General features: G+C 76.3%; 27 protein-coding genes and 1 other RNA gene. 12 read left to right on the top strand and 16 right to left on the bottom strand.

Annotated features, from left to right (window positions below):
• Positions 1-49 precede the first annotated feature (49 nt).
• From ACIQI7_RS10715 to ACIQI7_RS10705, 3 genes are all read right to left on the bottom strand, one after another.
• Positions 50-1,057: an N-acetylmuramoyl-L-alanine amidase gene (locus ACIQI7_RS10715; RefSeq protein ID WP_401107369.1), complete on the bottom strand. Its 1,008-nt coding sequence runs from the start codon at positions 1,055-1,057 to the stop codon at positions 50-52.
• A 7-nt stretch (positions 1,058-1,064) separates the two neighbouring features.
• Entirely contained in the window at positions 1,065-2,282 is a 1,218-nt protein-coding gene (locus tag ACIQI7_RS10710; RefSeq protein WP_401107366.1) for a hypothetical protein, read from the bottom strand.
• A 129-nt stretch (positions 2,283-2,411) separates the two neighbouring features.
• The gene (locus ACIQI7_RS10705) at positions 2,412-3,065 is read right to left on the bottom strand and encodes a class I SAM-dependent methyltransferase (RefSeq protein WP_401107365.1); all 654 of its coding nucleotides are present in this window, start codon (positions 3,063-3,065) and stop codon (positions 2,412-2,414) included.
• Positions 3,066-3,452: 387 nt separating this feature from the next.
• Between ACIQI7_RS10705 and ACIQI7_RS10700 the strand changes: the two genes are divergently transcribed.
• On the top strand, positions 3,453-4,535 hold the full coding sequence (locus ACIQI7_RS10700; protein WP_401107362.1) for an alcohol dehydrogenase catalytic domain-containing protein: 1,083 nt from the start codon (positions 3,453-3,455) through the stop codon (positions 4,533-4,535).
• 131 nt (positions 4,536-4,666) lie between these two features.
• Here the strand turns inward: ACIQI7_RS10700 and ACIQI7_RS10695 are convergent, their stop codons facing one another.
• From ACIQI7_RS10695 to ACIQI7_RS10685, 3 genes are all read right to left on the bottom strand, one after another.
• On the bottom strand, positions 4,667-4,840 hold the full coding sequence (locus ACIQI7_RS10695) for a hypothetical protein (RefSeq protein ID WP_387748658.1): 174 nt from the start codon (positions 4,838-4,840) through the stop codon (positions 4,667-4,669).
• A gap of 508 nt (positions 4,841-5,348) precedes the next feature.
• On the bottom strand, positions 5,349-7,340 hold the full coding sequence (locus ACIQI7_RS10690) for an alpha/beta fold hydrolase (RefSeq protein WP_401107360.1): 1,992 nt from the start codon (positions 7,338-7,340) through the stop codon (positions 5,349-5,351).
• A complete protein-coding gene (locus tag ACIQI7_RS10685) occupies positions 7,337-8,911 on the bottom strand; it encodes a hypothetical protein (protein ID WP_401107356.1) in 1,575 nt (524 codons plus the stop codon). Before ACIQI7_RS10685 ends, ACIQI7_RS10690 begins: the two co-directional genes overlap by 4 nt.
• A gap of 716 nt (positions 8,912-9,627) precedes the next feature.
• Here ACIQI7_RS10685 and ACIQI7_RS10680 point away from each other — a divergent pair.
• Genes ACIQI7_RS10680 through ACIQI7_RS10670 form a run of 3 tightly spaced genes read left to right on the top strand, consistent with a single transcriptional unit; the run spans position 9,628 to position 12,369 of the window.
• Positions 9,628-10,464 carry a Nif3-like dinuclear metal center hexameric protein gene (locus tag ACIQI7_RS10680; RefSeq protein ID WP_401107353.1) on the top strand — a complete coding sequence of 279 codons (837 nt, stop codon included), beginning with the start codon at positions 9,628-9,630 and terminating at the stop codon, positions 10,462-10,464.
• A gap of 23 nt (positions 10,465-10,487) precedes the next feature.
• Positions 10,488-11,231, top strand: coding sequence for a zinc ribbon domain-containing protein (locus tag ACIQI7_RS10675; protein ID WP_401107350.1), 744 nt, complete (start codon positions 10,488-10,490; stop codon positions 11,229-11,231).
• Between the two features lie 4 nt (positions 11,232-11,235).
• Positions 11,236-12,369 carry a bifunctional RNase H/acid phosphatase gene (locus tag ACIQI7_RS10670; RefSeq protein WP_401107348.1) on the top strand — a complete coding sequence of 378 codons (1,134 nt, stop codon included), beginning with the start codon at positions 11,236-11,238 and terminating at the stop codon, positions 12,367-12,369.
• An 18-nt stretch (positions 12,370-12,387) separates the two neighbouring features.
• Here the strand turns inward: ACIQI7_RS10670 and yaaA are convergent, their stop codons facing one another.
• Positions 12,388-13,173, bottom strand: coding sequence for a peroxide stress protein YaaA (yaaA, locus tag ACIQI7_RS10665; RefSeq protein ID WP_401107345.1), 786 nt, complete (start codon positions 13,171-13,173; stop codon positions 12,388-12,390).
• A gap of 218 nt (positions 13,174-13,391) precedes the next feature.
• Here yaaA and ACIQI7_RS10660 point away from each other — a divergent pair, with 218 nt between their 5' ends.
• The 3 genes from ACIQI7_RS10660 (at position 13,392) to rnpB (ending at position 16,871) form a co-directional block, all read left to right on the top strand.
• The gene (locus tag ACIQI7_RS10660; RefSeq protein WP_401107342.1) at positions 13,392-14,858 is read left to right on the top strand and encodes an RNB domain-containing ribonuclease; all 1,467 of its coding nucleotides are present in this window, start codon (positions 13,392-13,394) and stop codon (positions 14,856-14,858) included.
• Between the two features lie 159 nt (positions 14,859-15,017).
• Complete coding sequence (locus tag ACIQI7_RS10655; protein WP_401108008.1) at positions 15,018-16,460, top strand: MFS transporter; 1,443 nt, start codon at positions 15,018-15,020, stop codon at positions 16,458-16,460.
• Positions 16,461-16,473: 13 nt separating this feature from the next.
• Positions 16,474-16,871, top strand: an RNA gene (gene rnpB, locus ACIQI7_RS10650) — RNase P RNA component class A.
• A 23-nt stretch (positions 16,872-16,894) separates the two neighbouring features.
• Here rnpB and ACIQI7_RS10645 read toward each other — a convergent pair.
• Both ACIQI7_RS10645 and ACIQI7_RS10640 read right to left on the bottom strand, forming a co-directional pair.
• Complete coding sequence (locus ACIQI7_RS10645) at positions 16,895-17,152, bottom strand: Prokaryotic metallothionein (protein ID WP_387748676.1); 258 nt, start codon at positions 17,150-17,152, stop codon at positions 16,895-16,897.
• A gap of 95 nt (positions 17,153-17,247) precedes the next feature.
• Positions 17,248-17,646, bottom strand: coding sequence for an ACT domain-containing protein (locus ACIQI7_RS10640; protein ID WP_224273954.1), 399 nt, complete (start codon positions 17,644-17,646; stop codon positions 17,248-17,250).
• Between the two features lie 154 nt (positions 17,647-17,800).
• Here ACIQI7_RS10640 and ACIQI7_RS10635 point away from each other — a divergent pair, with 154 nt between their 5' ends.
• Entirely contained in the window at positions 17,801-18,490 is a 690-nt protein-coding gene (locus ACIQI7_RS10635; protein ID WP_401107339.1) for a PadR family transcriptional regulator, read from the top strand.
• A gap of 81 nt (positions 18,491-18,571) precedes the next feature.
• Here the strand turns inward: ACIQI7_RS10635 and ACIQI7_RS10630 are convergent, their stop codons facing one another.
• Together ACIQI7_RS10630 and ACIQI7_RS10625 are read right to left on the bottom strand one after the other, a co-directional pair.
• Positions 18,572-18,727: a hypothetical protein gene (locus tag ACIQI7_RS10630; RefSeq protein ID WP_401107337.1), complete on the bottom strand. Its 156-nt coding sequence runs from the start codon at positions 18,725-18,727 to the stop codon at positions 18,572-18,574.
• An 83-nt stretch (positions 18,728-18,810) separates the two neighbouring features.
• Complete coding sequence (locus ACIQI7_RS10625; protein ID WP_401107334.1) at positions 18,811-19,029, bottom strand: hypothetical protein; 219 nt, start codon at positions 19,027-19,029, stop codon at positions 18,811-18,813.
• A gap of 510 nt (positions 19,030-19,539) precedes the next feature.
• On the opposite strand from ACIQI7_RS10625, the gene ACIQI7_RS10620 reads away from it, so the two are divergent.
• A complete protein-coding gene (locus ACIQI7_RS10620) occupies positions 19,540-20,235 on the top strand; it encodes a bifunctional DNA primase/polymerase (protein ID WP_401107332.1) in 696 nt (231 codons plus the stop codon).
• Positions 20,236-20,306: 71 nt separating this feature from the next.
• Here the strand turns inward: ACIQI7_RS10620 and map are convergent, their stop codons facing one another.
• A complete protein-coding gene (gene map / locus ACIQI7_RS10615; protein ID WP_387748688.1) occupies positions 20,307-21,152 on the bottom strand; it encodes a type I methionyl aminopeptidase in 846 nt (281 codons plus the stop codon).
• A 113-nt stretch (positions 21,153-21,265) separates the two neighbouring features.
• On the opposite strand from map, the gene ACIQI7_RS10610 reads away from it, so the two are divergent.
• Complete coding sequence (locus tag ACIQI7_RS10610) at positions 21,266-21,493, top strand: hypothetical protein (RefSeq protein ID WP_387748690.1); 228 nt, start codon at positions 21,266-21,268, stop codon at positions 21,491-21,493.
• Between the two features lie 84 nt (positions 21,494-21,577).
• Here ACIQI7_RS10610 and ACIQI7_RS10605 read toward each other — a convergent pair whose 3' ends face one another.
• From ACIQI7_RS10605 to ACIQI7_RS10595, 3 genes are all read right to left on the bottom strand, one after another.
• Positions 21,578-22,390: a hypothetical protein gene (locus tag ACIQI7_RS10605; RefSeq protein WP_401107328.1), complete on the bottom strand. Its 813-nt coding sequence runs from the start codon at positions 22,388-22,390 to the stop codon at positions 21,578-21,580.
• Positions 22,391-22,403: 13 nt separating this feature from the next.
• Complete coding sequence (locus tag ACIQI7_RS10600; protein WP_401107325.1) at positions 22,404-23,741, bottom strand: MFS transporter; 1,338 nt, start codon at positions 23,739-23,741, stop codon at positions 22,404-22,406.
• A gap of 79 nt (positions 23,742-23,820) precedes the next feature.
• Positions 23,821-24,516, bottom strand: coding sequence for a hypothetical protein (locus ACIQI7_RS10595; RefSeq protein WP_401107322.1), 696 nt, complete (start codon positions 24,514-24,516; stop codon positions 23,821-23,823).
• 47 nt (positions 24,517-24,563) lie between these two features.
• Between ACIQI7_RS10595 and npdG the strand changes: the two genes are divergently transcribed.
• On the top strand, positions 24,564-25,256 hold the full coding sequence (gene npdG, locus ACIQI7_RS10590) for an NADPH-dependent F420 reductase (RefSeq protein ID WP_401107319.1): 693 nt from the start codon (positions 24,564-24,566) through the stop codon (positions 25,254-25,256).
• Between the two features lie 112 nt (positions 25,257-25,368).
• Positions 25,369-25,554: a hypothetical protein gene (locus tag ACIQI7_RS10585; protein WP_387748700.1), complete on the top strand. Its 186-nt coding sequence runs from the start codon at positions 25,369-25,371 to the stop codon at positions 25,552-25,554.
• A gap of 52 nt (positions 25,555-25,606) precedes the next feature.
• Here the strand turns inward: ACIQI7_RS10585 and ACIQI7_RS10580 are convergent, their stop codons facing one another.
• Positions 25,607-26,422: a site-2 protease family protein gene (locus ACIQI7_RS10580; protein ID WP_401107316.1), complete on the bottom strand. Its 816-nt coding sequence runs from the start codon at positions 26,420-26,422 to the stop codon at positions 25,607-25,609.
• Between the last annotated feature and the right edge of the window lie 120 nt (positions 26,423-26,542).

The following is a 26,542-nucleotide window of genomic DNA, read 5'->3' as shown; positions in this document are numbered from 1 at the left end:
TGCAAACCGTGCGGTCCGGGCGGAGCGTCGTCCTCCGGGGGTGTGCGGTTCAACTCCCGTGTCGCTCTTCGGTCTTCTCTTGGGTCGTCAGGAACGCGGTCAGTGCGTCGGCGATCCCCTGGGCCGCCTGCTGGCGCCACTGAGGGTCCGTCATCCGTTGCGCGTCCGTCGAGTTGCGCATGTTACCGCACTCGATGAACACCTTGGGGACGGTGGAGAGGTTGAGACCGCCCAGGTCGGAGCGGGTGTCCAGGCCGTCCTCGGCGACGTAGTCCGCGTACGGCTCGCCGGTGGCGGCGCGGAACCGGTCGCGCAGCAGGAGGCCGAGGCGGTGCGAGGGTTCGACGATCGCCGTGGTGTCGGCCTTCCCGGCGACCACCCGGCCGGGCATGATCACGTGGAACCCGCGGCCGGCCGCCGGGCCGCCGTCCCCGTGCACCGAGAGCGCGACGTCGGCGTGCGCGTCGGCGCCCGCGCGGGCGCGCTGGTCGATGCACGGGCCCCAGGGGCGGTCGCCGTCCTGGACCAGCACCACCGTGGCGCCCCGGGCGGCCAGGATGGCGCGGGCCCGCCGGGAGACGTCCAGGGTGTACTCGGCCTCGGTGTAGCCGGCGTCGGTCTCGGTGCCGGTGGTGTCGCACTCCTTGCGGGCGTTGCCGATGTCCACCCGACGGTTGATCTCGGCGGTGTGCGCGGAGTTGCCCGGGTTGTGGCCGGGGTCGAGCAGGACGGTGCGGCCGGCCAGGCTGGTGGCGGTGCCGGCGCCACCGGCTGGCGGGGTCTGCGCCGCGGCGGGCGCGGTGGACGGCGGCGGCGCGACCGGAGGGGTGAGCGGCGGGGCGGTCGTCCCGTCGGCGGGGCCCGGTCGGTCCGTGGCCGTCGGGGCCGGGGCGGCCGCCGGGGCGGTCGCGGTCGCCGCGGCGCCCGCCGGGTCGGAGTGGTCGAGGGCCCGCCAGCCGAACCAGCCCGCCGTGCAGAGCGGAACGGCCACGGCCGCGGCCGTGGTGGCGCGCAGCAGGACGGAGCGGCGGGGCGGTCGGGGGGCGGAACCGGTCACGGGTCGGTCAGATCCTGTCCTGGGTGCGCGGAGTGAGACCGTAGCTCTTCGCGATCGCGTTCCACTTGTTCATGAAGTCCGTCTTCGCCTGGGTGGCCTGCGGGTTGAGCTCGTCCGCGCGCTTCTTGTCCGGGGTGGCCGGGGCCCTGCCGGTGCAGCCCTGGGCGGCGACGGCGCGCGCCCAGGTCGCGTACGCCTTGTCGATGTCGGCCGACAGCTGCCAGGCGGACTTCAGCGAGTTCACCGCGTCGACGCCGCCCGGAACGTCCGTGACGGTCAGCCGGGAGAGCTTGGTCAGCAGGGCGGCCCGCTGGGTCGCGCCGTTGTCGAAGGTCTGCGCGGCGCTCTCGATGTCGGCCTTGGGCGGGCAGCTGGTCACCTTGGCGACGGCGCTGCCGATCGGGGCCTTGGCGTTCTCGCCCTCGCTGAGCAGGCTGTCCAGCGCCTGGGCCTGGGCCTGGGCGCCCGGACCGGGGCCGGTCGCGGTCGGGGACTGCGTGCCGGCGGGGGCGCCGGACGCGCTCGCGGCGGCGCTCGGCGCGCCGTCCGTCCCCGTGGGCGCCGGGGCGGGCGGCAGGTTGTCGGAACCGGTCGCCGGGGCGGCGGTCGGGGCGGGCGCGGCCCGGTCCTCCTCGTCGCCGCTGCGGGCGGCGAACAGCAGGCCGCCGCCGATCGCCAGCACCAGGAGCACCGCGAAGCCGATCAGCAGCGGGGCCCTGCGGTTGGCCGGCCGGTCCTCCTCGTCCCCGGGGCCGGTCGGATGGTCGGGCCGGCCGTACGGGGGCTGCGGCGGGGCGGCGGGCGGCCGCAGGAGGTAGTCGTGGCCGGGCACCTGCTGCGGCGCCTGGGCCTGCGGGCCCGCGTGGGAGGGGAACGGCGTGGCCGCGGGCGGGGCGGCCGGCGGCGGCGGGGTGGCGCCGGGGAACAGCCGGGCGGTCGGCGGGTCGTAGCCGGGCGAGGCGGCCAGGTACGGGCGGGCGCCCAGCGGCGGGCCCTGGTCGCCGACGCCGCCGGGCGCGGGCGGCGGGGCCATCGGGCCGGGGCGGGCGGCGGAATCCGGCGTCGCGGGCGGCAGGGGCGCGGCGGCCGGCTGGTCGGCGGGGGCCGGGGCGCCCGGGGCGGGCTGCGGGTCGGCCGGACGCTGCGGGCCGCGCACCCAGCCGCCGGCGCCGCCGCGCGCGGTGGGGTCCCAGACCGCCGGAGCGCTGTTCTGCTGGTCCGTCATGTCGCTGCTGGCCCCCACCGTCCGCCGATGCTCTGCCTGGTGCTGCGCGCCACCGTACCGTTCGAACCCCTGCCCGGCAGCCCCGGCACGACGTTAGGGCACCGGCGCGGGGCGGCGGGAGAGGACGGGCTACCGGGCGGTGCGGCGCAGGACGCGCAGGGAGCCGGTCACCGCCACCTCCTCGAAGCCCTCGGCCAGCGCCCGCAGGTACACCCGGTACGGGGCCTGGCCGCCGTCCGCCGGGTCCGGGAAGACGTCGTGCACCACCAGCAGGCCGTCCGGCGCCAGGTGCGGCACCCAGCCCTCGTAGTCGCCGGTCGCGTGCTCGTCGGTGTGGCCGCCGTCGATGAACACCAGGCCCAGCGGGCGCCCCCACAGCGCGGCGATCCGCGGCGAGCGGCCGACCAGCGCCACCACGTGCTCCTCCAGCCCGGCGGCGTGCAGGGCGCGGCGGAACCGCGGCAGGGTGTCCATCAGCCCGACCTCGGGGTCGACCAGCGTCGGGTCGTGGTACTCCCAGCCGGGCTGCTGCTCCTCCGAGCCGCGGTGGTGGTCGACGGTCAGCGCGACCGTCCCGGCCTCCCGGGCCGCCGCCGCGAGCAGGATCGCCGAGCGGCCGCAGTAGGTGCCGATCTCCAGCACCGGCAGGCCGGTGCCCCGGGCCGCCGCCACCGCCGCCGCGTACAGCGCGAGCCCCTCGTCCACCGGCATGAAACCGGTGGCCCCCTCGAACGCCGCCAGCACCTCGGGCGCCGGTTCGGCGCTCAGCAGCAGGTCGGACATGTGGTGCTCCTCGGACGTGGGCGGGGGACGGACGTGCACGGACCCTACTCGACGGTAGCGGGGGCGGTGGTGCCGGGTCGCGCGGTGCCGGGCCACGGGCCACGGCCTGGGGCGCCCGGTGGCGCGGCCGGGCGTCCGGTGCCGCGCGGACGTGGTGGCCGGAAACGCGCGGCCGGGCCTCCCGTCCGGCGCGGGCTCAGCCGGCGAGCAGGTCGGTGGCGATCCGGGTGCGGTGCGGGGCCGGCTCGGCGGCGATCGCCCCGGTCTCGGCGGTGGCTCAGCCGGTCGGGCTTGTGGAACGCGTTCTAGTCGCGCCGCGCCGCCCGTGCCAGAATCGGCGCGACCGTCGGATCCGAGGAACACACCAGGCACCCCGGGAGCAGCACCATGCGCGCAGCCGTCCTCTACAAGACCGGCCAGGAGACCCTCGACGTCCGCGAGGACGTGACGGCCGTGGGCTTCGGGCCGGGCACCGTACGGGTCCGGATGCGCGCCGCCAGCCTCTGCCACTCGGACCTCTCCGCGATGAGCGGCGTGCTGCCGCAGCCCGCCCCGTTCGTCCCCGGGCACGAGGGCGCCGGGGACGTGGTGGAGGTCGGCGAGGGCGTCACCGGCCTCGCCGTCGGCGACCGCGTGGTGCTCTGCTGGATGGCCCCCTGCGGCCACTGCGACCACTGCCGGCGGGACCGCGGCCACCTGTGCGTCGCCAGCCTGCGCGGCCTCGGCGCCCCCGGGTTCCGGATCGCCGAGGGCGGGCTGGACGCCTCCGGTTTCTACGGCACCGGCGCCTTCGCCGAGGAGGTCGTGGTGGCGGCGAACGCCGTCGTCAAGGTGCCCGCCGACCTCCCGTACGAGGCCGCCGCGCTGATCGGCTGCGGGGTGACCACGGGCATCGGCGCCGCGGTGAACACCGCCCGGGTCGAGCCCGGCGCCTCGGTCGCGGTGATCGGCGCGGGCGGGGTCGGCGTGGCCACCGTGCAGGGCGCCCGGGTCTGCGGCGCCGCCCGGATCACCGTCGTCGACCCGGTCGCCTCGCGCCGCGAGCGCGCCCTGGCCTTCGGCGCCACCGAGGCGATCGCGCCCGAGGAGCTGAAGGCGGTGGCCAGGAGGCTGCCCGGCGGCGGCTTCGACCACGTCTTCGAGGCCGTCGGCCGCGCGTCCACCGTCCGGGCCGGCTACGAGGCCGCCCGGCGCGGCGGCGCGGTGGTGGTCATCGGCGCGGGCGCGCAGGACGACCTCGCGCAGTTCACCATGGGCGAGCTGTTCTTCAACGAGAAGCGCCTGCTGCCGTCGCTGTACGGCGGGGCGACGGTGGCGCGCACCATCGGGCTGGTCGTGGACCTCTGGCGGGCCGGGCGGGTGGACCTCGACGGCATGGTCACCCACCGGGTGGGGCTCGCGGACGTCAACGAGGCGATCGCGCAGATGCGCAGCGGCGAGGCGCTGCGGACGGTCGTGACGATGGACTGACGGCGGGCCGGGCCTCGCGGGTCGCGGCCTGGGGTGCCGGGATGCGCCGAGGGCCCACCGGGAGAGTGCGGACTCTCCCGGTGGGCCCTCGGGTGCGGTGCCCGCTCTGCGGTGCCCCGGCGCCGGTGCGGTCAGCCCCGCGCGCCGGCCGCGCGGTGGCGGCCGTGCGGGTCGGACTCCGGGCGGTCGTCGGCGGCGGAGCCACCGCGGTGGCGGCCGTGCGACGCGGTGACCTTGGCCGTCTTCTCGTCGGCGTCGGTCCCGGTGACCGCGGGTCCGGTGGTGTCGGTGAGGGTGTCGGACATGAGAATCGTCTTTTCCGTGCGGAGGGTGCGGGTCATCGGCGCCCGGCCGGCGCCGGTGGCGCACGGTCGGGTCCCCGATCGGGTGCTCGGTACGCGCCCGTAGCCGGTGATCACGGCCCGTGCCCCGGCCACCATAACGGCCGGGGCGGGCGAGATCCTATCGAGATCATCACGCGAGTCCCGGGGCGGTCGGGGGCCCGGCACCGGGCCGGCGGCGGCACCCGGCCCCGCCCGGCTCCCGCGCGGCGGCGCCCGGACGGCAGGCCGTCCCGCCCGGCACCCACGGCCGGGGCGGGGCCCGCGCGGGTACGTGCCGGGGCCGGCAACTGGCGCCCGGCTGCGGAGAGTTCACCCGGATCGCCCAGCGAGCCGTGCGGGCCGTTCGGGCCCCAGCCGTTCCGCCGAGCCCGGTCGGGCCGTCGAGCCGCGCCGCCAGACCGCGCCGGGCCCCAGCCGTTCGGGCCCCAGCCGCGCCGGGCGCCGACCGTCCGGGGCCGCGGGCGGCGGATCAGCCCGGCCGACCGGTCCGCAGGAACCCGGCCAGCAGCTCGTGCAGCACGGCGGCGCCCTCGTCGGCGAGCACCTCGTGCCCGGAGCCGGCCGCCTCCACGTAGCGGAAGTCCTCGCCCTCGACCCGGCCGATCCGCAGCAGCTCGTGCCGCAGCGACCGGGACTGGCTCACCGGCACGACCTCGTCCCGGTCGCCGTGCACCACCAGCAGCGGCGCGCTGAGCCGGTGCGCGAGCCGCAGCACGTCGCGCGGTCCGCGGGCGTCGGCGATCGGCTCGCCGCCGCCCAGCCGGGTGGTCAGCGCCCCCACGGGCGGCGCCGCCTCGGCCAGCAGCCGGGCGCCGGACAGGAACGGCGCGACCACCGCGCAGCGGGCGACCTGATCGGCCGGTGCGTGCGCCGCCGCCAGCAGCGCCAGGAAGGCGCCGTAGCTGACCCCGAAGAGGGCCGGCGGCTCCAGGCCGAGGGCGGCGCGCTGACCCGCGATGCCGTCCAGCAGGTGGAGGACGTCGTCCAGGTCGGGCCCGCCCCAGGCACCCCGGATGGCCAGCGCGTGCGCCACGCCGTAGCCGGTGGAGCCGCGCTGGTTCGGCGCGACGACCGCCAGCCCCTCGGCGGCCATCCGCTGCAGCGCCGGGTCGAACTCCAGCCGCCAGGCGTCCGCCGGGCCGCCGTGCAGTGCCAGCACCAGGTGGGGGCTGCTCAGCCAGGCGTCCCCGCCGTACACCACGGCCTCCAACGGGCCTGCCGGGCCCGCCAGTTCGAGGCTCTGCGCGGGCTGCCAGCGGCCGCCGTCGCCGGGCGGGGTGCTGCCGTCCAGCCGCCAGCCGGGGGGCTCGGCCCTCACCGGCCGCACCCCGCCGGGCTGCCAGGGCGGCACGGTGTCCCGCCACGGGCCGGGCAAGCCCGAGGCCAGCGGCGCGAGTTGCAGCGGCAGCGGCATCGGGCCGGTGGCGGCCGGCAGCGGGCCGTGCGCCAGCAGCGCGTCCACGTCGAGGGTGGCCAGCGCCGTCGGGTGGTCGGGCGAGGAGTACGGCAGCCGCAGCCCCGCCTCGCCCCAGTGCCCGACCGCGCCGAGCCGTCCGGGTGGTACCGGCAGCCGGTCCAGCCGCCCGGCCGCGGGTCGCCACAGGGCGAGCGCCGAGCCCGCGCCGTGGTCGATCTGCACCGCGACCCGCGGGCCGTCCGCCGCCACCCGCAGCGCGACCGGCCGCAGGAGCATGCCCGCCACGTGCAGGCACTCCGGGAACCGCAGCGGCTCCCCGGCGCCGAGGACGCCCCAGCCGAGCCGGTCGGTGCCGGGCGCGTCGCTGCGCACCATCGCGAACCGGCTGTCCGGGTCGAACAGCACCAGGCGGTCGTTGCTGTCCGGGCCGATCTCCAGCAGCGGGGTGGCGGAGCCGCCGCGCAGGTCGAGCACCACGGTGCGGACCCGGCCCGCGTTCACCCGGTCCAGCGCGAGCAGCGCCCCGGTACGGTCCAGCCAGGTGCCGCCGCCGTGCAGCCCCGGGAGCTCGGCGATCTGCTCGGGTTCGCCGCCGTCCGCGCGCACCAGCCAGACGGTGGTCGCCGGGCGGGTGTCGCTGCCGAGCGCGACCGCCACCGGCGTCCGCGGGCCGGCCCCGGCCCGGACCGGGAGCGGCAGGACCCGCAGCCCGGCCATCCGCAGCGAGCCCGACGGCTGCTCCACGGTGCCGTGCTCGCCGGGGTGGAGGCGGACCAGGTCGTGCCGCTCGCCGTCGTGCCGGCAGGCCAGCACCGAGCCGTCCGGCAGGGCGACCAGCTGTGAGCGCGGGCTCTCCGAGCGGTTGCCGGGCAGCGGCAGGGCGGTCGGCGTGGCGGGACCGCCGTCCTGCGGCAGCCGCCAGCTCTCCACGTACCAGCCGCTGTCGGCGGAGGAGGCGAGGCAGGCGGCGTGGCTGCCGTCGGCGGCGAAGGCGAAGCCCAGCCGGCGCAGGGCCTGGGTCATGGTGCGGGTGGCCACGTTCATGCTCCGCTCACCCCGGTGGTGTCGGACGGGGACGGGCGTACGGCCGGTGGCGCGGGGGCCGGCCGGGGCCGGGGGCCGCCGAGCCGCGGCCGCGGCGGGACGGCCGACGGGCCCGCCGCGTCGGAGCGGAAGGCGGTTCCGGGGTTGCCGCCGGGCCGGGTGGCGTCGGTGCCGCCCGAGGAGTCCTCGCACAGCGTCGCCCGTACCCGGGCCGTCCCCCACCGCTGCCGCGGCTGTTCGGCCCGCAGCCCGAGGACCACCGGCGCCAGCCGGCGCGCCGTCCCGCCGGTGCGGGCCGCGAGGGCGAGCCAGCGGCCGAGGCGTTCGGCGACCGGACGGGCCCGCGGGAGGTCCTCCGGCAGCAGCGGGTCGTGGCCGGTGGCCAGCAGGAAGAGCAGCCCGCCGAGCGCGTACAGGTCGACGGCCGGGTCGGCGACGCGGCTGCGGGCGGGGGCGAGCCGGCCGGGCCCGTGCTCGGGGGCGCGGTAGCCGGGGGTGCCGGCCGGGCCGGCGGGCCGTCCGGCCTCGACGGCGAGGCCGAGGCCGACCAGCCGCAGGGCGCCGTCCGGGCGGACCATGACGTTGCCGGGGGAGAGGCCGCGCAGCACCAGCCGCTGGGCGTGCACCCGCTCGACCAGGTCGAGCAGGCCGTGCGCCACCGGTCCGGCCTCGGCCCAGTCGACGCCCGGGCCGTCGTCGCGCCGCAGCCGGGCGGCCACCCAGCCGTCCAGGGGCTGCCCGGCGATTCGTTCCTGCACCAGGAAGACGGAGCCCTCCTGCTCGATCAGTTCGACGGCGCGCGGCGCCACGCCCTGCCCCGCCAGCCGGGCCAGCAGCGCGGCCTCGTGCCGCAGCGCGTCGCGGGCGTCGGCGCCGGCCCGGCCGGCCGCCGGGTGCGCCCGGGCCTGCTTGACCACGACCTCGGCGCCGCCCGACGCCTCCCGGCCGAGGAACACCCCGCCCTGCGCGCACTGCCGGACGGCGGCGGTCACCGCGTACCGCCCGGCCAGCAGCGGCCCGCCCCGGCGCCGCCGCGCGGCGGCCGTACCCGAACCCGAACCCGTGGCCGTACCCGCGCCGGCCGTCGCGCCCGCCGTCGCACCCGCAGCCGTGACCGCCTCCGCACCCGAAGCGCCGAACGGAAGCCGACCCCGCCCCGGCGTCCGGTACGACCTCCCGCGCGCGTCCTCGCCCCGCTCCCCGCCCGGCCCGCGTGGCCCGCGCGGCACCGGGCGGTACCCCCCGTCGTCGCCCGGCTCCGCCGGCGGCGCGAACGAGCCGTACCGGTAGTGCACCCGGCTCCCGGCCCGGTACGGCCGGTCGGCGGGCAGCACCGGCCCCGGCAGCCCGGCGGTGGCCCGGTCCAGCTCGGCCGCCAGCCGCTGGAACTGGGCGCCGTCCGCCGGGTGGACGGTGATGAACGCGCCCGCCGAACCTCGCCCATCCGTACGGGAGTCGAGCTCGCCCAGGCACTCCTGCCCGGCGGCGAACCGGAAGCCGCACGGGTCCGCGGCGAGCACCCGGACCACCGCCGAGAGCACCGCCTCGCCCGCCGCCGGCGCCGCGCTCACCCGGAGCTGCCACCCCCGCTCCGGCAGCGGCGGGGCCCCGGACGGCCGGGCCGTGCACCAGAAGCCGCCGACGGTGACGTCCCAGCCGCGGCCGCCTCCCCGGCCTCCGGCGCCGGACAGGGCCGCCCGCGCCGTTTCCGGCCACGAACCCTCCGCGCCCGCTCCGCGTCCCACCGCTCCTCCGCGCCCGGCCGTACGCAGCGATGTGCCCGCTCCCATCCGCCACCACATCCCTTCGTCTCCGCCGCCGCCCGGGTGCCCACTGCTCGGGGCACCCGGGCGTCGGCCCGGCCTGATCGGTCCTCCTGGGAGGAGCGGCGGTGCCGCCCCGGGGCGGGAGCGCTCGGCCGGATCCCGTCCGGCCCGGCGCGGTGGCCGCCCGACCCCTGGTCGTGGCTGCCGCCAGGGCAACTCCCGTTCGCAGGAGTGAAGTTACTTTCGAGCCAACCGGCGCCTCAACGCAGAGCCGGTCACTTCACTCATAAGGGTGATCAAGGCGTGGTTTCGAATTCGTGCGAGAACCCTGCTGTGAGTAACGGCCGCCCGGCGCGCGGCCGGGTACGGAGCGCGCGGGCCCGGCCGGGCGCGGCCCCCCGCGGATTGACGCGCACCCGTACGTCCGCAGCTCCCCCGTCCGAACAACCGCGAGGGAGCCCCCGGCCGCCCGCCGAACGGCCGAGGCCCGACCGCCCCCGCGCGCACGGTAGTCTCGACAGGTGCCGAAACTGTCCGACGTCATCACCGCGCTCGACGAGGTCTACCCGCCGCAGTGGGCGGAGTCCTGGGACGCCGTCGGCCTGGTCTGCGGAGACCCTCAGGCCGAGGTCAGCCGCGTCCTGTTCGCCGTCGACCCCGTCCAGGCGGTCGTCGACGAGGCCGTGGAGTGGGGCGCCGACCTCGTGGTCACCCACCACCCCCTCTACCTGCGCGGCACCACCAGCGTCGCCGCCACCACCTTCAAGGGCCGGGTGGTGCACACGCTGATCACCAACGGCATCGCCCTGCACGTCGCCCACACCAACGCCGACCACGCCGACCCCGGCGTCTCGGACGCGCTCGCCGAAGCGGTGGGCCTGCGGGTGACCGGCCCGCTGGTACCGGACCCGACCGACCCGCTGGGCCGCCGCGGCACCGGCCGGATCGGCCTGCTGGAGCCCCCGCTGACCCTCTCCGCCTTCGCCGCCCAGGTGGCGAAGGGCCTGCCGGCCACGGCCGCCGGCGTCCGCGTCTCCGGCGACCCGAACCGGCTGGTCAGCCGGGTCGCGGTGTGCGGCGGCTCGGGCGACAGCTTCTTCGCCGACGTCCGGTCGGCCGGCGTGGACGCCTACCTGACCGCCGACCTGCGTCACCACCCGGCCTCCGAGGCCGCCGAGGCGGCGCCCGTCGCGCTGCTCGACGCCGCCCACTGGGCCACCGAGTGGCCCTGGCTCACCCTGGCCGAGCGGGCCCTGCGGGCCGCCGCCGACAAGCGCGGCTGGACCGTGGAGACCAAGGTCTCCCACCGGGTCACCGACCCGTGGACCGCGCACGCCCCCATGTCCTTCACCGCCTGACCCGATTCACAGGAGCTCCCCGCTTGAACGCCGCGCCCGCCGACCAGATCCGCCTGCTCGACCTCCAGGCCATCGACTCGAAGCTCGACCAGCTGGCCCACCGGCGCCGGAGCCTGCCCGAGCACGCCGAGATCGAGAAGGCCTCCGCCGACCACACCGCGCTCAAGGACCTCGTCGTCGCCGCCGAGGCCCAGAAGGGCGACACCGCCCGCGAGCTGACCAAGGCCGAGCAGGACGTCGAGCAGGTCCGCTCCCGTGCCGCCCGCAACCAGCAGCGCCTGGACTCCGGCGCGATCACCTCGCCGAAGGACCTGGAGAACCTCCAGCACGAGATCGGCTCGCTCGCCAAGCGCCAGGGCGACCTGGAGGAGGTCGTGCTGGAGATCATGGAGCGCCAGGAGAGCGCCGTCACCCGGGTCGAGGAGCTGTCCGCCCGCCTTGAGCACTCCACCGTCGTGCTCAAGGAGGCCGAGGCCCGCCGCGACGCCGCCTTCGCCGAGATCGACGCGGAGGCCGACAAGGTCAGGCGCGACCGCGAGACCGTCGCCGCCGTCATCCCGGCCGACCTGCTGAAGGTCTACGCCAAGCTGCGCGAGACCCAGGGCGGCGTCGGCGCGGCCCGCCTCTACCAGCGCCGCTGCGAGGGCTGCCGCACCGAGTTCTCGATCACCGAGCTGAACGCCATCAAGGCCGAGCCGGCCGACAAGGTGGTCCGTTGCGAGAACTGCTCGCGGATCCTGGTCCGCACCGCCGACTCGGGCGTCTGAGCCGGTGACGGCGCGCTTCATCGTCGAGGCTGACGGCGGGTCCCGGGGCAACCCGGGGCCGGCCGGCTACGGCGCGGTGGTCCGGGACGGGGACACCGGGCAGATCGTCGCCGAAGCCGCCGGGTTCATCGGCCACGCCACCAACAACGTGGCCGAGTACAAGGGCCTGATCGCCGGGCTCAAGGCGGCCCGCGAGCTGGACCCGGACGCCTCGGTGGACGTCCGGATGGACTCCAAGCTCGTCGTCGAGCAGATGTCCGGGCGCTGGAAGATCAAGCACCCCGGCATGCAGCCGCTCGCCGCCGAGGCGCGCACCGTCTTCCCGCGCGGCCGGGTCACGTACACCTGGATCCCGCGCGAGCGGAACAAGGACGCCGACCGGCTGGCCAACGAGGCGATGGACGCGGGCAAGGCCGGGCGCGCGTGGGAGCCCCGCAAGCCGGCCGCCGCCGTCGAGGAACCCCCGCTGGAGACCGCCGCCCCCAAGGCCGGCTGGGCCGCCCCGGCCGACCTCGGCACCCCGACCACCTTCGTGCTGCTGCGCCACGGCGAGACCCCGCTCACCCCGGAGAAGCGGTTCTCCGGCAGCGGCGGCACCGACCCGGAGCTCTCCGACAGGGGCCGCTGGCAGGCCGAGCGGGCCGCCGAGGCGCTGGCCGCGCGCGGCAGCGTCCAGGCGGTCGTCGCCTCCCCGATGCGGCGCACCCGGCAGACCGCCGAGACCGTCGCCGCCCGGCTCGGCCTGGAGGTCCGGTACGAGGACGGGCTGCGCGAGGTCGACTTCGGCGCCTGGGAGGGCCTGACCTTCGCCGAGGTGCGGGAGCGGTACCCGGACGACCTGACCGCCTGGCTCGGCTCCGCCAAGGCCAGGCCGACCGGCGGCGGGGAGAGCTTCACCGCGCTCACCCACCGGGTCGGCGTCGCCCGTGACAAGATCCTCGCCCGGTACGCGGGGAAGACCGTGCTGGTGGTCTCGCACGTCAGCCCGATCAAGACCCTGGTCCGGCTGGCGCTCGGCGCCCCGCCCGACTCGATGTACCGGATGGAGCTGGCCGCCGCCTCGGTCTGCGCCGTCCAGTACTACACGGACGGCAACGCATCGCTGCGGCTGCTCAACGACACCTCGCACCTGCGCTGACCCCGCCGGGGCGGCCGGTCAGTGCACGTCGGTGACCACCACGTCCAGCTGCCACGGCCTGCGGGCGGTGCCCTCCGCCGCGAGCTCCACCTGGTGGCCCAGCTCCAGCAGGGCGTCCATCAGCTCGCCGGGGGTCTTCGGCTCGGCGCCGGTGACCAGCAGGTCCCGCACGATCCGGCCCTTGGTCGCCTTGTTGAAGTGGCTGACCACGGTGCGCTTGCCGTTCCGCTCCTGGAGCACCCGGACGGTCGCGGTCCGGGAGGCCACCTCGCCGGCCGGCTTCCAGGCGGCCGCGTAGGCGGAGCTGCGCAGGTCCAGCACCAGCCCGTCCGCGACCTCGGGGAGCACGGAGGCCGTCGTGCTCCGCCAGTACGCCCCGAGCGCCCCCAGCCCCGGGAGCTTGACGCCCATCGAACAGCGGTAGGACGGGATCCGGTCGGAGATCCGCACGGCGCCCCAGAGGCCGGAGAAGACCAGCAGCGAGCGCTCCGCCCGGTCGTACGCGGCGGCGTCCAGGGTGGCCAGGCCGAGGTTGTCGAACAGCACGCCGGTGTACACCTCGCCCGCCGGGCGGGCGCCGGCCGTCGGCAGCCCGGCGTTCCTGGAGATCTCGCCGCGCAGCCCGGGGGAGAGGCCGAGCACCTCCGCGGCGGTGTCCTCGTCGCCCCGGCACAGATCCACCAGCGCCTCCAGCACCGCGCCGCGCGCCGCCGTCAGCCCGGGCAGCGACAGCCGGTCCAGGGCCACCGGCCCGCCGTCCCCGGACCCGGCCTTGCCCTCCGAGGGCGGCAAAAGCACCAGCACAGCGGACTCCTCAACAACGTGTGCGGACGAACCCGGCAACCCTACTGCGCCCGCCGCGCACACCCTGCCCCGCGCCTTCCGCACCTCCCGCCGCGCACCGACCGGACCCGCCGCACCCGACGCCGCGCACCCGGGCGCCCGCGCTGTGCGGTTCGAAGTCCCCACCGGGCGTTGAGCCTCCGTCCGGAACCACCCGCTCCCGCTCTACCCTGGCGGGCATGCCTCGCCGAAAACTGCGCGTCAAGGCCGCCGACTCCGCCCGGATCAACACCGAGCTGGCCGAGCTCCGCACCCGCCTGGAGATCCACACCGAGTGGCCGCAGGCCGTGCTCGCCGAGGCGGAGGAGGCGGCCGAGCGCCCCCGGCTGCCCGAGCACGACGCCACCGACCTGCCGCTGTTCACCGTCGACCCGCCCGGCTCCCGCGACCTCGACCAGGCCATGCACCTCGCCCACCGCCCCGGCGGCGGCTACCGGGTGCACTACGCGATCGCCGACGTCGCCGCCTTCGTCCACCCCGGCGGCGCGATCGACACCGAGGCCCGCCGCCGGGTCGAGACCCTCTACTTCCCCGACCACCGCGTCCCGCTGCACCCCGCCCGGATCTCCGAGGACGCCGCCAGCCTGCTGCCCGGCGAGCCCCGCCCCGCCCTGCTCTGGCAGCTCGACCTGGACGCCGACGGCGCCGTCGTCCTCGCCGACCTGCGCCGCGCCCTGGTCCGCTCGCACCGCCGCCTGGACTACGCCGCCGTCGAGCGCGCCGTGGCGGTCGGCGGCGCCGACGAGCAGCTCGGCCTGCTCGCCACCGTCGGACGGCTGCGCGAGGAGCAGGAGCGCGCCCGCGGCGGCATCAGCCTGCCGGTGCCGGAGCAGGAGGTCGAGGAGACCCTGCACGGCTACGTCCTCGGCTACCGCGCCCCCGGCCCCGCCGACGGCTGGAACGCCCAGATCTCCCTGCTCACCGGCATGGCCGCGGCCGAGCTGATGCTGGACGCCGGCGTCGGCCTGCTGCGCACCCTGCCCGCCGCGCCCGCCGCCGGGTACGAGCGGCTGCGCCGGATCGCCGCCGCGCTGGACGTCGACTGGCCGCAGGCCGTGCCGTACCCCGAGCTGATCCGCTCGCTGGACCCGGAGGTCCCGCTCAACGCCGCCTTCCTCAACGCCTGCACCGGCCTGCTGCGCGGCGCCGGCTACCACGCCTTCGACGAGTCCCGCGGCCTGCCCGCCCCCGCCGAGCCGGGCCACGCCGCGCTCGCCGCCCCGTACGCGCACTGCACCGCGCCGCTGCGCCGGCTCGGCGACCGCTTCGCCCAGGAGGTCTGCGCGGCGGTGGCGGCCGGGGAGGACGTGCCGGACTGGGCGCGCGAGGCGCTGCCGGCGCTCCCGGCGCTGATGGCGAGCGGGGACCGCCGCGCCGGCGAGGTCGAACGGGCCTGCGTGGACTTGGTGGAGGCGGAGCTGCTGGCCGGCCGGGAGGGCGAGGACTTCGCCGCGGTGGTCGTCGACGTGGACGGGAAGCGGCCCGGCTCCGGCACCGTCCAGCTGCGCGACCCGGCCGTCCGGGCCCGCTGCGACGGACCGGTCGGCGGGCTGCCGCTCGGCCGGGTGATCGACGTCCGGCTGACGACGGCCGACCCGCTCACCCGGACCGTCCGCTTCACCGCGCTCCAGGCACCGCCGCCGTAAGGGGGGCGCCATTTGGACGCGCCACCCGGACGCGCCGCCCACCCGCCCCGGCCCGCCCCGCGGTGGGAGGATCGGTCCGTGCCCGACCCCCAGCCCCGCGCCGCCGCCGCGCCCGCGCCCGCGCCAGCCCCCGGGCCCGCGCTCGGGCGCCGCCACCGCCTGCTCGTCCTGGCGATCTGCTGCCTGAGCCTGTTCATCGTCGGCCTCGACAACACCGTGGTGAACATCGCCCTGCCGGTGATCCAGCGCGACCTGGACGCCCCGGCGTCCGGGCTGCAGTGGATCACCGCCGCCTACACCCTGGTGCTGGCCTCGCTGCTGATGCTGTTCGGCTCGGTGGCCGACCGATTCGGCCGCCGCCGGGTGTTCCAGACCGGCCTGGTCTGCTTCGCGCTGGGCTCGCTGCTGTGCAGCCAGGCGCCCGGCCTGGGCTGGCTGGTGGCGTTCCGGGCGCTCCAGGCGGTGGGCGGCTCGATGCTCAACCCGGTGGCGATGTCGATCATCGCCAACACCTTCACCGACCCGAAGGAACGGGCCCGGGCGATCGGCGTCTGGGGCGGCGTGGTCGGCATCTCGATGGCGCTCGGCCCGCTGCTCGGCGGCTTCCTGGTGGACAGCGCCGGCTGGCCGTCGATCTTCCTGATCAACGTCCCGGTGGCGCTCGTCGCCATCGCGCTGACCGCCCGCTACGTCCCGGAGTCCCGCGCGCCCCGGCCGCGCCGGCTGGACCCGGTGGGGCAGCTGCTGATGATCGTGCTGCTCGGCTGCGGCACCGCCGCGATCATCGAGGGCCCGGCCAACGGCTGGACCTCCCCGCTGATCCTCACCCTGGCCGCGACCGCCGTGGCCGCGCTGAGCGCCTTCCCGCTCTGGGAGCGGCGGGTGGCCGAGCCGCTGGTGGACCCGCGGTTCTTCGCCAGCGCGCCGTTCACCGGCGCCACCGTCACCGCGGTCTGCGCCTTCGCCGCGCTCGGCGGCTTCCTCTTCCTCAACACCCTCTACCTCCAGGACGTCCGCCACTACGGCCCGGTCGAGGCCGGCCTGTGGACGCTGCCGATGGCCGGGATGATGCTGGTCTGCGCGCCGCTGTCCGGGCGGATCGTCGCCGGCCGGGGCCCGCGCCTGCCGCTGGTCGCGTCCGGGCTCGGCCTCGCCGCGAGCGGCCTGCTGCTCACCCGGCTCGCCGCGGACTCCCCGCCGGCGCTGCTGCTGGCCGCGTACGGGCTGTTCGGCTTCGGCTTCGGCCTGGTGAACGCGCCGGTCACCAACGCCGCCGTCGCCGGGATGCCGCGCGCCCAGGCGGGCGTGGCGGCCGCGGTCGCCTCGACCAGCCGTCAGGTCGGCCAGTCGCTGGGCGTGGCGGTGATCGGCACGGTCGTCACCTCGGCCGTGGTCGGGCCGGTGGCGACCGGCTTCGCCCGGGCGAGCCACGCCGGCTGGTGGATCCTGGTCGGCCTCGGCGGCGCCGTCCTCGCCCTCGGCCTGGCCACCACCACCGACCGGGCGGGCGCGACGGCGGCCCGGGTGGCCGCCCGACTCGGCGCCGAGCCGCCGGCCGTCCGGGCCGGTGTGCGGGAGGCGCCGCCCGAGCGGCTACGATGACCACTACGGCGGAAGAGCCGGCCGGGCGGTCGCGACGGGTCCCAGACCCGCCGAGGAACGTCCGGGCTCCACAGAGCAGGGTGGTGGGTAACGCCCACCCGGGGTGACCCGCGGGACAGTGCCACAGAAAACAGACCGCCCACCGCTTCGCGTGGTGGGTAAGGGTGAAACGGTGGTGTAAGAGACCACCAGCGACCGGGGTGACCCGGCCGGCTAGGTAAACCCCACCTGGAGCAAGGTCAAGATCGGTGCCCTCGGGCACCGTGCGCGGACGTCTGAAGGCTGCTCGCCCGAGTCCGCGGGTGGACCGCACGAGGCTGTCGGCAACGGCAGCCCTAGATGGATGGCCGCCTCCCCGGGCCGCGCGAGCAACCCGGGAGACAGAACCCGGCGTACAGGCCGACTCTTCCGCCCCCTTTCCCCCCTCCGCCGGGTCAGGCGGGGTGCGCGCCGACGGCGTCGCGGATCTGCTCGCCGAGCCCGCCGTTGACGCGGGCGCAGTTGGCGCAGCAGAAGAACATGCCGGCCACTTCGACGCCGTGCCCGACGATGCGGACGTCGCACTGTTCGCAGCGCGGGGCGAGCTTCTCCATGGCGCATTCGAAGCTGTCGAAGGTGTAGGTGTCGCCGGTGACCGTCTTGATCTCGAAGGCCAGCCAGTAGTCGTTGCCGCAGGTGACGCAGATGGCCATGGCGGCCGTCTCCTTCCGGTGGGGCGGCCAGGGGTGGCCGCGCGGTCACTTCCAGTGTTGGAGGCGGCGAGGGAGACGGCCACTCGGCCGTGGCGTCAGGCGGAGCGGGCGGCGAGGTCCTCCAGGGCGCGGACGGCGCGGTCGGCGTCGTCCGCGGCGACGAACAGGTGGTCGTGGTGGAAGCCGGCCACCACGTTGCAGCTGATGCCCTCCTCGGCGAGCCGACCGGACACGGCGGCGGTCAGTCCGACGGCCTCCAGCGCCGAGTGGATCCGCAGGGTGATCCAGGCCGCCACGTACTCGTAGCGCAGTCCGAGCGCGTCCGCCTCCTCCTGGGCGACCACCATCGTCACCCCTTCGGGCTCGGCGACGGTCACCACCGGCCGCATGCCGGCGGGCACCCGCGCGGGGAGCGTGCAGTAGACGTACCGCCCCGGGTTGAGCTGCGGGCTCATCCCGCGCAGCAGTGTCGCGAGGTCTCGTTCTGCGGCCATGCCCGTCACCGTAGCGGCTGGACGGGGGATGCGCCGTGCTCCGTGGGCGTGTCGGAATCCGTTGACGAGCGACAGTCGCCGATATATCGTCGAACTATCGAGACAGTGACTCGACTGCCTCGTTGAACCTCAGCGATTCGAGGAGGTGGGCGCGATGCGCTCAGAACGTCAGGGACGGCGCTTCCGCTGGGAGGACCCGCGGGGAGGTGGCGGAGGCGGCCGGCGCCGCGGCCCGGGACCGGACTTCCGGGGCATGCCCGGGGAGGGCGCCGAGGGCCGGGAGGCGTTCGGCGGGTTCGGCCCGCCGTTCGGCGGCCCCGGCCGGCCGATGGGCGGCCCGTACGGGCACGGCTTCGGCGGGCACGGCGGCCGGCGCGGGGGCCCGCACGGGCGGCGCGGCGGGCGGGCCCGGCGCGGTGACGTCCGGGCCTCGCTGCTGGCGCTGCTCAAGGAGCGGCCGATGCACGGCTACGAGATGATCGCCGAGATCACCGAGCGGACCGGCGGGGCCTGGCGGCCCAGCCCCGGGTCGATCTACCCCAACCTCCAACTGCTGGAGGAGGAGGGCCTGATCACGGCGGAGGAGGTCGGCGGCAAGCGGCTGGTCTCGCTCACCGAGGCGGGCCGGGCCGAGGCCGACGCGGGGCCGGCCGAGCCCTGGGCGGAGGCCGGCCGGGAGGTCGACTGGGAGGCGGTCCAGGAGGTCGGCCAGGCGCTCGCCGCCGTCGACCAGGCGATCCGCCAGGTCATGGCCACCGGCACCGAGGCGCAGCGCGCCAAGGGCCTCACGGTGCTGACCGAGGCCCGCAAGAAGCTGTACCTCATCCTCGCCGAGGATGACTGACCGGCCAGGGGGAAACGGCCGGGCGCCCCGCGGAAGAGCGGGACGGGCGGTGCCGCCGCAGGGGCGGCCCGGCGGACGGCCTCACGGCCGGACGGCGAACAGCGCCACGCACACCAGCAGCAGCACCGCCCAGCCGAACCAGAGCCAGGCGTCCGGCTCGATGACCACGCTGTAGAGGCACACCGCCAGGAGCAGCACCCCGGTGGCGGCGGCCACCTGCCGGTTGTGGTGCGCCACCGCCCGGGGGCGGCTCCTCGGGTGTCGTACCGTCCGCGCCATGCCGACCTCCCGGGGGAGAGTGCGGAGGGAGGAGGCGGCCGTCAGCCCGAGGCCGCCTCGTCGTACTCGTAGCGCCAGAACCAGCTCAGGCCCCGAACCTGCTTGCTCCGGACGTACACCAGTGTGCGCGCGGGGACCTCGCCGTGCGCGGGGACCGGGACCTTGTACTTCTTGGGCACGCCGAGCAACGGCCCCAGCGGGATCGGGAGGATCGTTCCGTCCAGGGGGCCGCCGACGAATGCGGTGTCCGCGCTCTTCATCCCTCCAGGGTCTCACCTCCGCGGACGTCCCCGGGACCGGCCAGGTCGGGGGCGCCGGAGGGGGCGCGGCGGGGCTACCGGGGGCTCCCGGAGGGTGCGGCCGGCGGCGGGTCGCGTGAGGGCGGCGTGCCGGGAGTGTGCGCGGGGTGCGCCCCGGGCGTCACCGCGAGTGTGACCGGAGAGGCACCGCCCCCGGTCATCCGGAAGCCCTCCGCACCCTTATCCTTCCTGTTACGCCCTCGGGGTCCACCCGGGTCAGCGGGCCCGTACGGGCCGGGCGAGGCGCGAATCCGCGCGCCCTCCGGCCGATTTGGCGCGGACAGCGTGCTGCCGCGACTGCGTACCGTGACCCGGGCGTCGGCCGTCCGGTGACCCCGGGCCACGGCCGGCAGGGCGCGGACGACAGGGCCGAGCACTCCGGGAAGCAGCCGGGGGCGCCGTGCGTTGCGTCGGAGTGGTACGTCGAACGCTGTGTCGCACCAGGCACGGCAGTTGCGCGGAAGGGGCCCGATGGAAGCCGGCAGCAGGTGGACGACCTGGTGGCAGAAGCGTGATCGTCAGCGAGCGGGGGGCTCGGACGGCCCGGTCGCCGGACTCGATCAGCTGCTCGGTGCGGTGCGCGCCGGATTCCCGCTCGCGCCCGCCGCCCACCCGGCCGGCTACCGGTGTTCCTGTGACCGGGTGGCGTGTCCGGCCCCGGCCCAGCACCCGGTCTCCTTCGCCTGGCAGACCCAGGCCACCACCGACCCCGAGCAGCTCTCCCGCTGGCTCGCCCGGGACCCGCAGGCCAACTTCATCACCGCCACCGGCCGGGTGCACGACGTGCTGGACGTCCCGGCGGAGGCCGGACGGCTGGCGCTGGAGCGGCTGACCGCGGCAGGCGTCGAGGGCCCGGTTGCCGCCGTCGGCGAGGACCGCTACCTGTTCTTCACTGCCACCCGGGGCACCCCGCAGGACGAGGACGAGTGGTGGCCGAGCGCGCTCGACTCCACCCCGGACACCATGTCCGAGCACCCCGGCCTGCGCTGGCACTGCCGCGGCTCGTACACCCTGCTGCCGCCGGCCGCGCTGCCGGACGGCTCCCGGGTGCGGTGGCTGCGCGGGCCCGAGCAGCCGCTGCCGGACCCGCTGCGCGTGCTGGACGTGCTCACCGACGCCTGTACCGAGGTGGGCGCCGTCGCCGAGGAGCAGTGGCTGATCGGCTAGGGCGCCCACCGGGGCGTAGCGGCTTCACGGCGTCGCGGCGCCCCGGCTTCACGGCGCCGCGCGCCGCGGGCCTACGGCAGGGTGAGGATCTCCGCGCCGTCCGCCGTGACCACCAGGGTGTGCTCGAACTGGGCGGTGCGCTTGCGGTCCTTGGTGACGACCGTCCAGCCGTCCGCCCAGATCTCGTAGTCGTAGGTGCCCAGGGTCAGCATCGGCTCGATGGTGAAGGTCATGCCCGGCTTGATCACCTCGGTGGCCCGGTCACTGTCGTAGTGCGGGATGATCAGGCCGGAGTGGAACGACGTGTTGATGCCGTGTCCGGTGAAGTCCCGCACCACGCCGTAGCCGAAGCGCTTGGCGTAGGACTCGATGACCCGTCCGATGACGTTGATCTGGCGCCCCGGCTTGACCGCCTTGATCGCCCGGTCGAGGGATTCCCGGGTGCGCTCGACCAGCAGCCGGGACTCCTCGTCCACGTCGCCGACCAGGTAGGTGGCATTGAGGTCGCCGTGCACCCCGTGGATGTACGCGGTGGCGTCGATGTTGACGATGTCGCCGTCCTGGAGCACGGTCGAGTCCGGGATGCCGTGGCAGATGACCTCGTTGATCGAGGTGCAGACGGACTTGGGGAAGCCCCGGTAGCCGAGGTCGGACGGGTAGGCGCCGTGGTCGCACATGTAGGTGTGGGCGACGGCGTCCAGCGCGTCGGTGGTGACGCCGGGGGCGATCAGCTTGGCCGCCTCCTCCATCGCCCGGGCGGCGATCCCGCCCGCGATCCGCATCTTCTCGATCGTCTCGGCGGTCTGCACCTCGGGCCCGGTGTACGGCGTCGGCGCGGGCTTGCCGACGTACTCGGGGCGCGCGATGTGCGCCGGGACCTTGCGGGTGGGGGACTGGATGCCGGGTACGAGAGCCATGCGGCGAGTCTAGTCGCCGGGCCGGACCGGCCCCGGGCGGTGTGCGACGCCGCTCCCGGCGGGGAATGATCGGTACCGACCCATCCTTCTGGCCTTCTGAACGGGAGAGCGCGATGCCCCTCGGATTCAACCGCAAGCCGACCGGCAAACCCGGCGAGTGGTTCTACTGCATCAAGCACGACAAGGTCGAGGAGGGCCCGGAGTGCCCGGCGAAGGACCGCCTGGGCCCGTACGCCAGCCCGGAGGAGGCCGGCCAGGCGCTGCGGATCGCGGACGAGCGCAACCGTGAGTGGCAGAACGACCCGCGCTGGAGCGACCGGCCGAAGGACGGGACCGAGTAGTCGAGGCCGGAGGCGGGCGGGGGCCGGGAGCCGACGGGCGGAAGGCCGGGAGGGAGCCGGTGCCGGTGGCCGGGGCCCCGGCGGTCAGCGCGGCTCGGGGCCGGTGAAGTACTGCTCCGAGACCTCCAGCACGACGAGGCGCCGCCCGCTCGCGAAGGCCCGGGCGGCCGCCTGGTCCTGCGGCTCCGGAGGGCGGGAGCCCCGGTCCGCCCAGGCCGCCGCACCGTCGTCGGGCGACCGCGGCCGGGGGACGTTCAGGCCGGGGGTGGCGGCGACCTCGGGGCCCTTCCGCCCGTCGAAGCCCAGGCGCACCCCGAGCAGGTCGGCGCGGCCGTCCCGGGGGAACCCGTACCAGAGCTCCTCACCCGGCCGGGGCGAGGCGTTGGTGTCGGCCGACCTGGCGCCCTGGGCGGTCAGTGCGGGCTCCCAGCGGGACCGGATCTGCTGCGGATCACCCGCCACCGCCAGGTACTTGACGATCTGTCGGTGGCACTCGGCGGCCGGCCAGTGGGTGCCGGAGCCGTCGGAGCGGCTCGGCCCGACGGCGCAGCCGTCCCGGACGCCCTCGCCGATCACCTCGGCGCCGGAGAGCGCGGGGAGGAGCGAGGCCAGCCGGCGGTCGATCTCGGCGCCGAGCGCCCGGCCGGCGGCGACCACCTCGGGGGAGTCGGCCAGCGCCCGCGGGTCCGGCACCCGGGGGCCCGGCGCCTGGGGAGCCGGTGCCTGGGGGCCGGGCAGCTGGGAGCCGGGCGGTGGCCCGCCGGTGGTTCGGACCGCCTGTGCCGCGGGCCGCACGGGCCGGTCGTCCGGCCAGAACAGCCAGCCGACCGCGATGCCGGCCAGCACGGTCAGGACGAGCACCACGCCCGCCCACTTCCGCCAACCCCCTGCTGCCATGGGCCGGAGTCTGTCACACCGCGGTGGCGGCCTCCCGGGCGGCGCGTTCGTGCTCGGCGCGGACAGCGGCGGCGTGCGGGTCGGTGCGGTCGTCGTAGGCGAGCAGCTTCGGCAGGGTCGCGGCGACCGCGAGCACGGCGACCACGCAGGCGAGGCCGCCGGTCCAGACGGCGGCGCGCACGCCGACCAGCCCGGCCATGGTGCCGGCCCGGACCTGGCCGAGCTGCGGGCCGACGGAGTAGCTGAGCAGTTCGACGCCGGCCATCCGGCCGCGCACCTCGTCCGGGATGGACTGGTTCCACATCGTCGAGCGGGCGAGCCCGCTGATCTCGTCGGCGCCGCCGGCCAGCGCCAGGCCGAGCAGCACCAGCCCGATGTGCCCGGACAGCCCGGCGAGCGCCATCGCCCCGCCCCAGCCGACGGCGGCGGCGACCAGCAGCCGCCCGTGCCGGTGCACGCGGGAGGTCCAGCCGCTGGTCACGCCGACCAGCAGGGCGCCGAGGGCGGAGGCCGCGTACATCGGGCCGAGCGCCCAGTCCGCCCCCAACTCGGAGGCCAGGAAGGGGAAGACGGCCACCGGGTAGGCGAACAGCATGGCGCAGGTGTCGATCGCGTAGGTGCCGAGCAGGTCCTTGCGGCTCCACGCGTAGCGGACGCCGGTGAGCACCGCCCGTACGGACGGCCGTTCGGCGCCGGTGGGCGGCGGCACCGCCTTGATCCGGACGAGCAGCAGCAGCGAGAGGGCGAAGCTGAGGATGTCCAGCGCGTACGCGGTCTGCACCCCGGCGAAGGCCACCACGACGCCGGCCAGCGCCGGCCCGGCCACCGAAGCGGCGTTGTGGTACAGCGACTTGAGGGCGAACGCGGCGGTCAGGTGCGGGTGCGGGACGATCCGCGGGGTGAGCGAGTCCAGTGCCGGGCGCTGGAGGCCGTCGGCGGCCGCGACCAGGGCGGCGACCAGGTAGATCGGCCAGAGCAGCGGGTGCGGCAGCAGGGCGTTGAGCAGCAGCAGCCCGGCCAGCAGGCCGAGCGCGGCCTCGGCGCGCAGCACCAGCTTCCGGCGGTCCATGGCGTCGGCGAGGGCGCCGCCCCAGAGGCCGAAGACGATCAGCGGGACGAGTTCGACGGCGCCGATCAGGCCGACCGCGAGGGAGGAGTCGGTGAGTTCCTTGATCTGCATCGGGACGGCGACGAGGGTCAGGAAGCTGCCGAAGCTGGTGATGCAGCCGGAGGTCCACAGGTAGCGGAAGTCGCGCGAGGCGCGCCAGGGGGACAGGTCGGGCGTCAGTGAGCGCAGCAGCCTCCGGGCGCGCCCGGGCATGGCGGGATGCGGGGGTTCGTCGTCGTTCACGAACCGTCATCCTCGGACAGCGGTCGCCCTACCCGCAAAGGGTTTTCGACGGCCCGGTGGGTCGGCGGCCGGCGCCCGGCTACCAGCGGCTGATCTCGGGCGTCGAGGTCAGCCGCCCGGCGAGCGCGGCGAGCCGGTCCAGGACGGAGCGGCGGCCGGCCCGCTGCCCGGCGGCGAGGCTGACCAGGTGCTGGGCGAGGTCGAAGGGCTGCTCGGCGGCGGTGCCGACGGTCAGCCGCTCGTGGGCGAGCTCGCGGAGTTCGCCCAGGCCGCCGGCGTCGGCGGGCCCGCCGAGCGCGCCGTGTCCGTCAGGCCCGCCGAACTCGCCGTGTGCGTCAGGCCCGCCGAGCCCGCGGCACCCGGCCGGGGCGCCCCCGTCCAGCGCCAGCACCGTCGCCCCCTGCCGCCGGGCGTCGTGCACCCGCTCCAGCAGCGGGGCGCCGACCGCCTCCGGGACCACCACCAGGACGGTGGCACCGCGCCCGGCCTCGGTCAGCCGCCGCAGGTCGTGCGTCAGGTGGGCGGGGGCGTCGGCCGGCGGCCGGTGCCGCAACAGGGTCGGTGCCAGCCGGGGGACGTCCGACCAGGCGGCCTCGTCGTCCAGGTGGGCGGCCAGGTGCCAGGGCTCGTACGCCTCGGTGCCGACCAGCAGCAGCCCGCTCGCCCCGCGCCGTTCCACCGAGCGGCGCAGCGCCCCGGCGAAGCCGCCGACCGCCTCCAGCCAGCCCGTTCCCGTCAGCCGTTCCCGGAGTGCCGAAACTCTCACCGCGTCCATGCGGGCCAGGATGTCCCGCCGGGGCGGGGATTTGGCAGGATCGGCCCATGACTTCCCTCGATTCAGTGACGAACCCGGCCCACGAGGTGCCGGACGTCTCGCAGCTGGTGGTCGGTGTCCTCGGCGGCACCGGTGACCAGGGGCGGGGCCTGGCCCTGCGGCTGGCCAAGGCCGGCCAGCAGGTGATCATCGGCTCCCGCGACGCCGCCCGGGCCGGGGCCTCGGCGGCCGAGCTGGGCCACGGCGTGCGCGGCGCCGACAACGCCACCGTCGCCTGGGAGAGCGACGTGGTGATCATCGCGGTCCCGTGGGACGGCCACGCCGCCACCCTGACGGCGCTGCGCGAGGAGCTCGCGGGCAAGATCGTCGTCGACTGCGTCAACCCGCTGGGCTTCGACAAGCAGGGCGCGTACGCGCTGAAGCCGGAGGAGGGCAGCGCCGCCCAGCAGGCCGCCGCGCTGCTGCCGGACTCCCGGGTCACCGCGGCGTTCCACCACCTCTCGGCGGTGCTGCTCCAGGACGAGTCGGTGGAGACCATCGACACCGACGTCATGGTGCTCGGCGACGACCGGGAGGCCACCGACGTCGTCCGCGGCCTGGCCGCCCGCATCCCCGGGATGCGCGGCGTCTACGCGGGCCGGCTGCGCAACGCCCACCAGGTGGAGGCGCTGGTGGCCAACCTGATCTCGGTCAACCGCCGCTACAAGGCCCACGCGGGCCTGCGGATCACCGACGTCTGAGCAGGAACCCGCCGTGTCGACCTCACCCCTGGACGGGCTCCGGAGGTGAGGTCGGCGACAATGGGTGGCGGCCGTGACCCGGCCGCCCGCACCCGCTTAGGAGCCCCCCGCCATGCCTCGCACGTCCGTCTTCGCCCTGGCCGCCGTCGTCCTCGCGCTCGTGGCCCTGGTGGTCTCGCTGGTCCAGGGCTTCTGGGTGGGGCTGATCTGGCTGCCGCTGGCCGGCGTCGCCAGCAACGTGCTGTGGATGGACCGCCGCCGCGCCAGGATCGCCGCGGCGGCCGCCGAGCAGGGCTGACGCCCCGGCCGGCGGCCGGTGCCCCCGGGCCGGCGGTCAGTTCTTCCGGCGGTCAGTTCTTCCAGAAGCTGAACAGGTACCGGCCGAGCGTCGCGTAGTCCTGGTCCACGCCGAACAGGTTCATCAGGCCGTGGACGATCCCGAAGAAGAAGTCGTTCACCTGGGGCTGCCACAGCAGCGCGAACACCGCGAGCATCCCGTACGGGGCGAACGGCTCGACCGCGCGCCGGGTCCTGTACGACAGCCAGGGCTCGACGATCCCGTAGCCGTCCAGCCCGGGCACCGGCAGCAGGTTCAGCACCGCCGCGCTCAGCTGGAGGAAGCCGAGGAAGCCCAGCGCGCCGGAGAACGGCGAGATGATCAGCTCGTAGCCGTTCCAGTACGCGTGCACCGTCGGGTCGTCCAGCCAGCCGGCGCCGATCGGGATCAGCAGCACCGCCGCGAAGAGCAGGTTGACCAGCGGGCCGGCCGCCGAGATCAGACTGTGCTTGAGCCGGCCCTGGATCCGGTGCCGCTCGATCCAGACCGAGCCGCCGGGCAGGCCGATGCCGCCGAGGATCACGAAGACGATCGGCAGCACGAAGCTGAGCAGCACGTTGGTGTACTTCAGCGGGTTGAGCGTGAGGTAGCCCTTGGCGCCGACGGTGATGTCGCCGCCGTGCAGCGCGGTGCGCGCGTGGGCGTACTCGTGCAGGCAGAGCGAGACCATCCAGCCCGCGACCACGAACAGGAACACCCCGAACGAGGCGTTGCCGTAGCCCTGGAACACCGCCCAGCCGGAGGTGCCGAGGACGGCGAGGAGCACCCAGAACACCGGGCTGATCCGGCGGTCCTCGCTGCGGGAGCGCGGCGTGGCGGCGAAGGTCATGGTGTGGGTGCTCCCGTGGGCAGGGGAAGTGGGGCGGATTCCGGCCGGGGTCGATCATGCCGGGCGGGCCGGTGACCGGACAAGCCGCTCCGGGTGAACGTCCGGGCGCGCGGTGGCGTT

The organism is Kitasatospora sp. NPDC092039, assembly GCF_044756065.1.
Lineage (GTDB): Bacteria > Actinomycetota > Actinomycetes > Streptomycetales > Streptomycetaceae > Kitasatospora.
The sequence above is the reverse complement of the archived record's forward strand: the minus strand, read 5'-3'. Positions and strand labels throughout refer to the sequence as shown.

Coding starts and splice junctions, on each gene's coding strand:
- ACIQI7_RS10710 (WP_401107366.1), bottom strand. CDS start 2,282: ATGACGGACCAGCAGAACAGCGCTCCGGCGGTCTGGGACCCCACCGCG.
- ACIQI7_RS10705 (WP_401107365.1), bottom strand. CDS start 3,065: ATGTCCGACCTGCTGCTGAGCGCCGAACCGGCGCCCGAGGTGCTGGCG.
- ACIQI7_RS10700 (WP_401107362.1), top strand. CDS start 3,453: ATGCGCGCAGCCGTCCTCTACAAGACCGGCCAGGAGACCCTCGACGTC.
- ACIQI7_RS10695 (WP_387748658.1), bottom strand. CDS start 4,840: ATGTCCGACACCCTCACCGACACCACCGGACCCGCGGTCACCGGGACC.
- ACIQI7_RS10690 (WP_401107360.1), bottom strand. CDS start 7,340: ATGAACGTGGCCACCCGCACCATGACCCAGGCCCTGCGCCGGCTGGGC.
- ACIQI7_RS10660 (WP_401107342.1), top strand. CDS start 13,392: ATGCCTCGCCGAAAACTGCGCGTCAAGGCCGCCGACTCCGCCCGGATC.
- ACIQI7_RS10645 (WP_387748676.1), bottom strand. CDS start 17,152: ATGGCCATCTGCGTCACCTGCGGCAACGACTACTGGCTGGCCTTCGAG.
- ACIQI7_RS10640 (WP_224273954.1), bottom strand. CDS start 17,646: ATGGCCGCAGAACGAGACCTCGCGACACTGCTGCGCGGGATGAGCCCG.
- ACIQI7_RS10635 (WP_401107339.1), top strand. CDS start 17,801: ATGCGCTCAGAACGTCAGGGACGGCGCTTCCGCTGGGAGGACCCGCGG.
- ACIQI7_RS10625 (WP_401107334.1), bottom strand. CDS start 19,029: ATGAAGAGCGCGGACACCGCATTCGTCGGCGGCCCCCTGGACGGAACG.
- ACIQI7_RS10620 (WP_401107332.1), top strand. CDS start 19,540: ATGGAAGCCGGCAGCAGGTGGACGACCTGGTGGCAGAAGCGTGATCGT.
- map (WP_387748688.1), bottom strand. CDS start 21,152: ATGGCTCTCGTACCCGGCATCCAGTCCCCCACCCGCAAGGTCCCGGCG.
- ACIQI7_RS10610 (WP_387748690.1), top strand. CDS start 21,266: ATGCCCCTCGGATTCAACCGCAAGCCGACCGGCAAACCCGGCGAGTGG.
- ACIQI7_RS10605 (WP_401107328.1), bottom strand. CDS start 22,390: ATGGCAGCAGGGGGTTGGCGGAAGTGGGCGGGCGTGGTGCTCGTCCTG.
- ACIQI7_RS10595 (WP_401107322.1), bottom strand. CDS start 24,516: ATGGACGCGGTGAGAGTTTCGGCACTCCGGGAACGGCTGACGGGAACG.
- npdG (WP_401107319.1), top strand. CDS start 24,564: ATGACTTCCCTCGATTCAGTGACGAACCCGGCCCACGAGGTGCCGGAC.
- ACIQI7_RS10585 (WP_387748700.1), top strand. CDS start 25,369: ATGCCTCGCACGTCCGTCTTCGCCCTGGCCGCCGTCGTCCTCGCGCTC.
- ACIQI7_RS10580 (WP_401107316.1), bottom strand. CDS start 26,422: ATGACCTTCGCCGCCACGCCGCGCTCCCGCAGCGAGGACCGCCGGATC.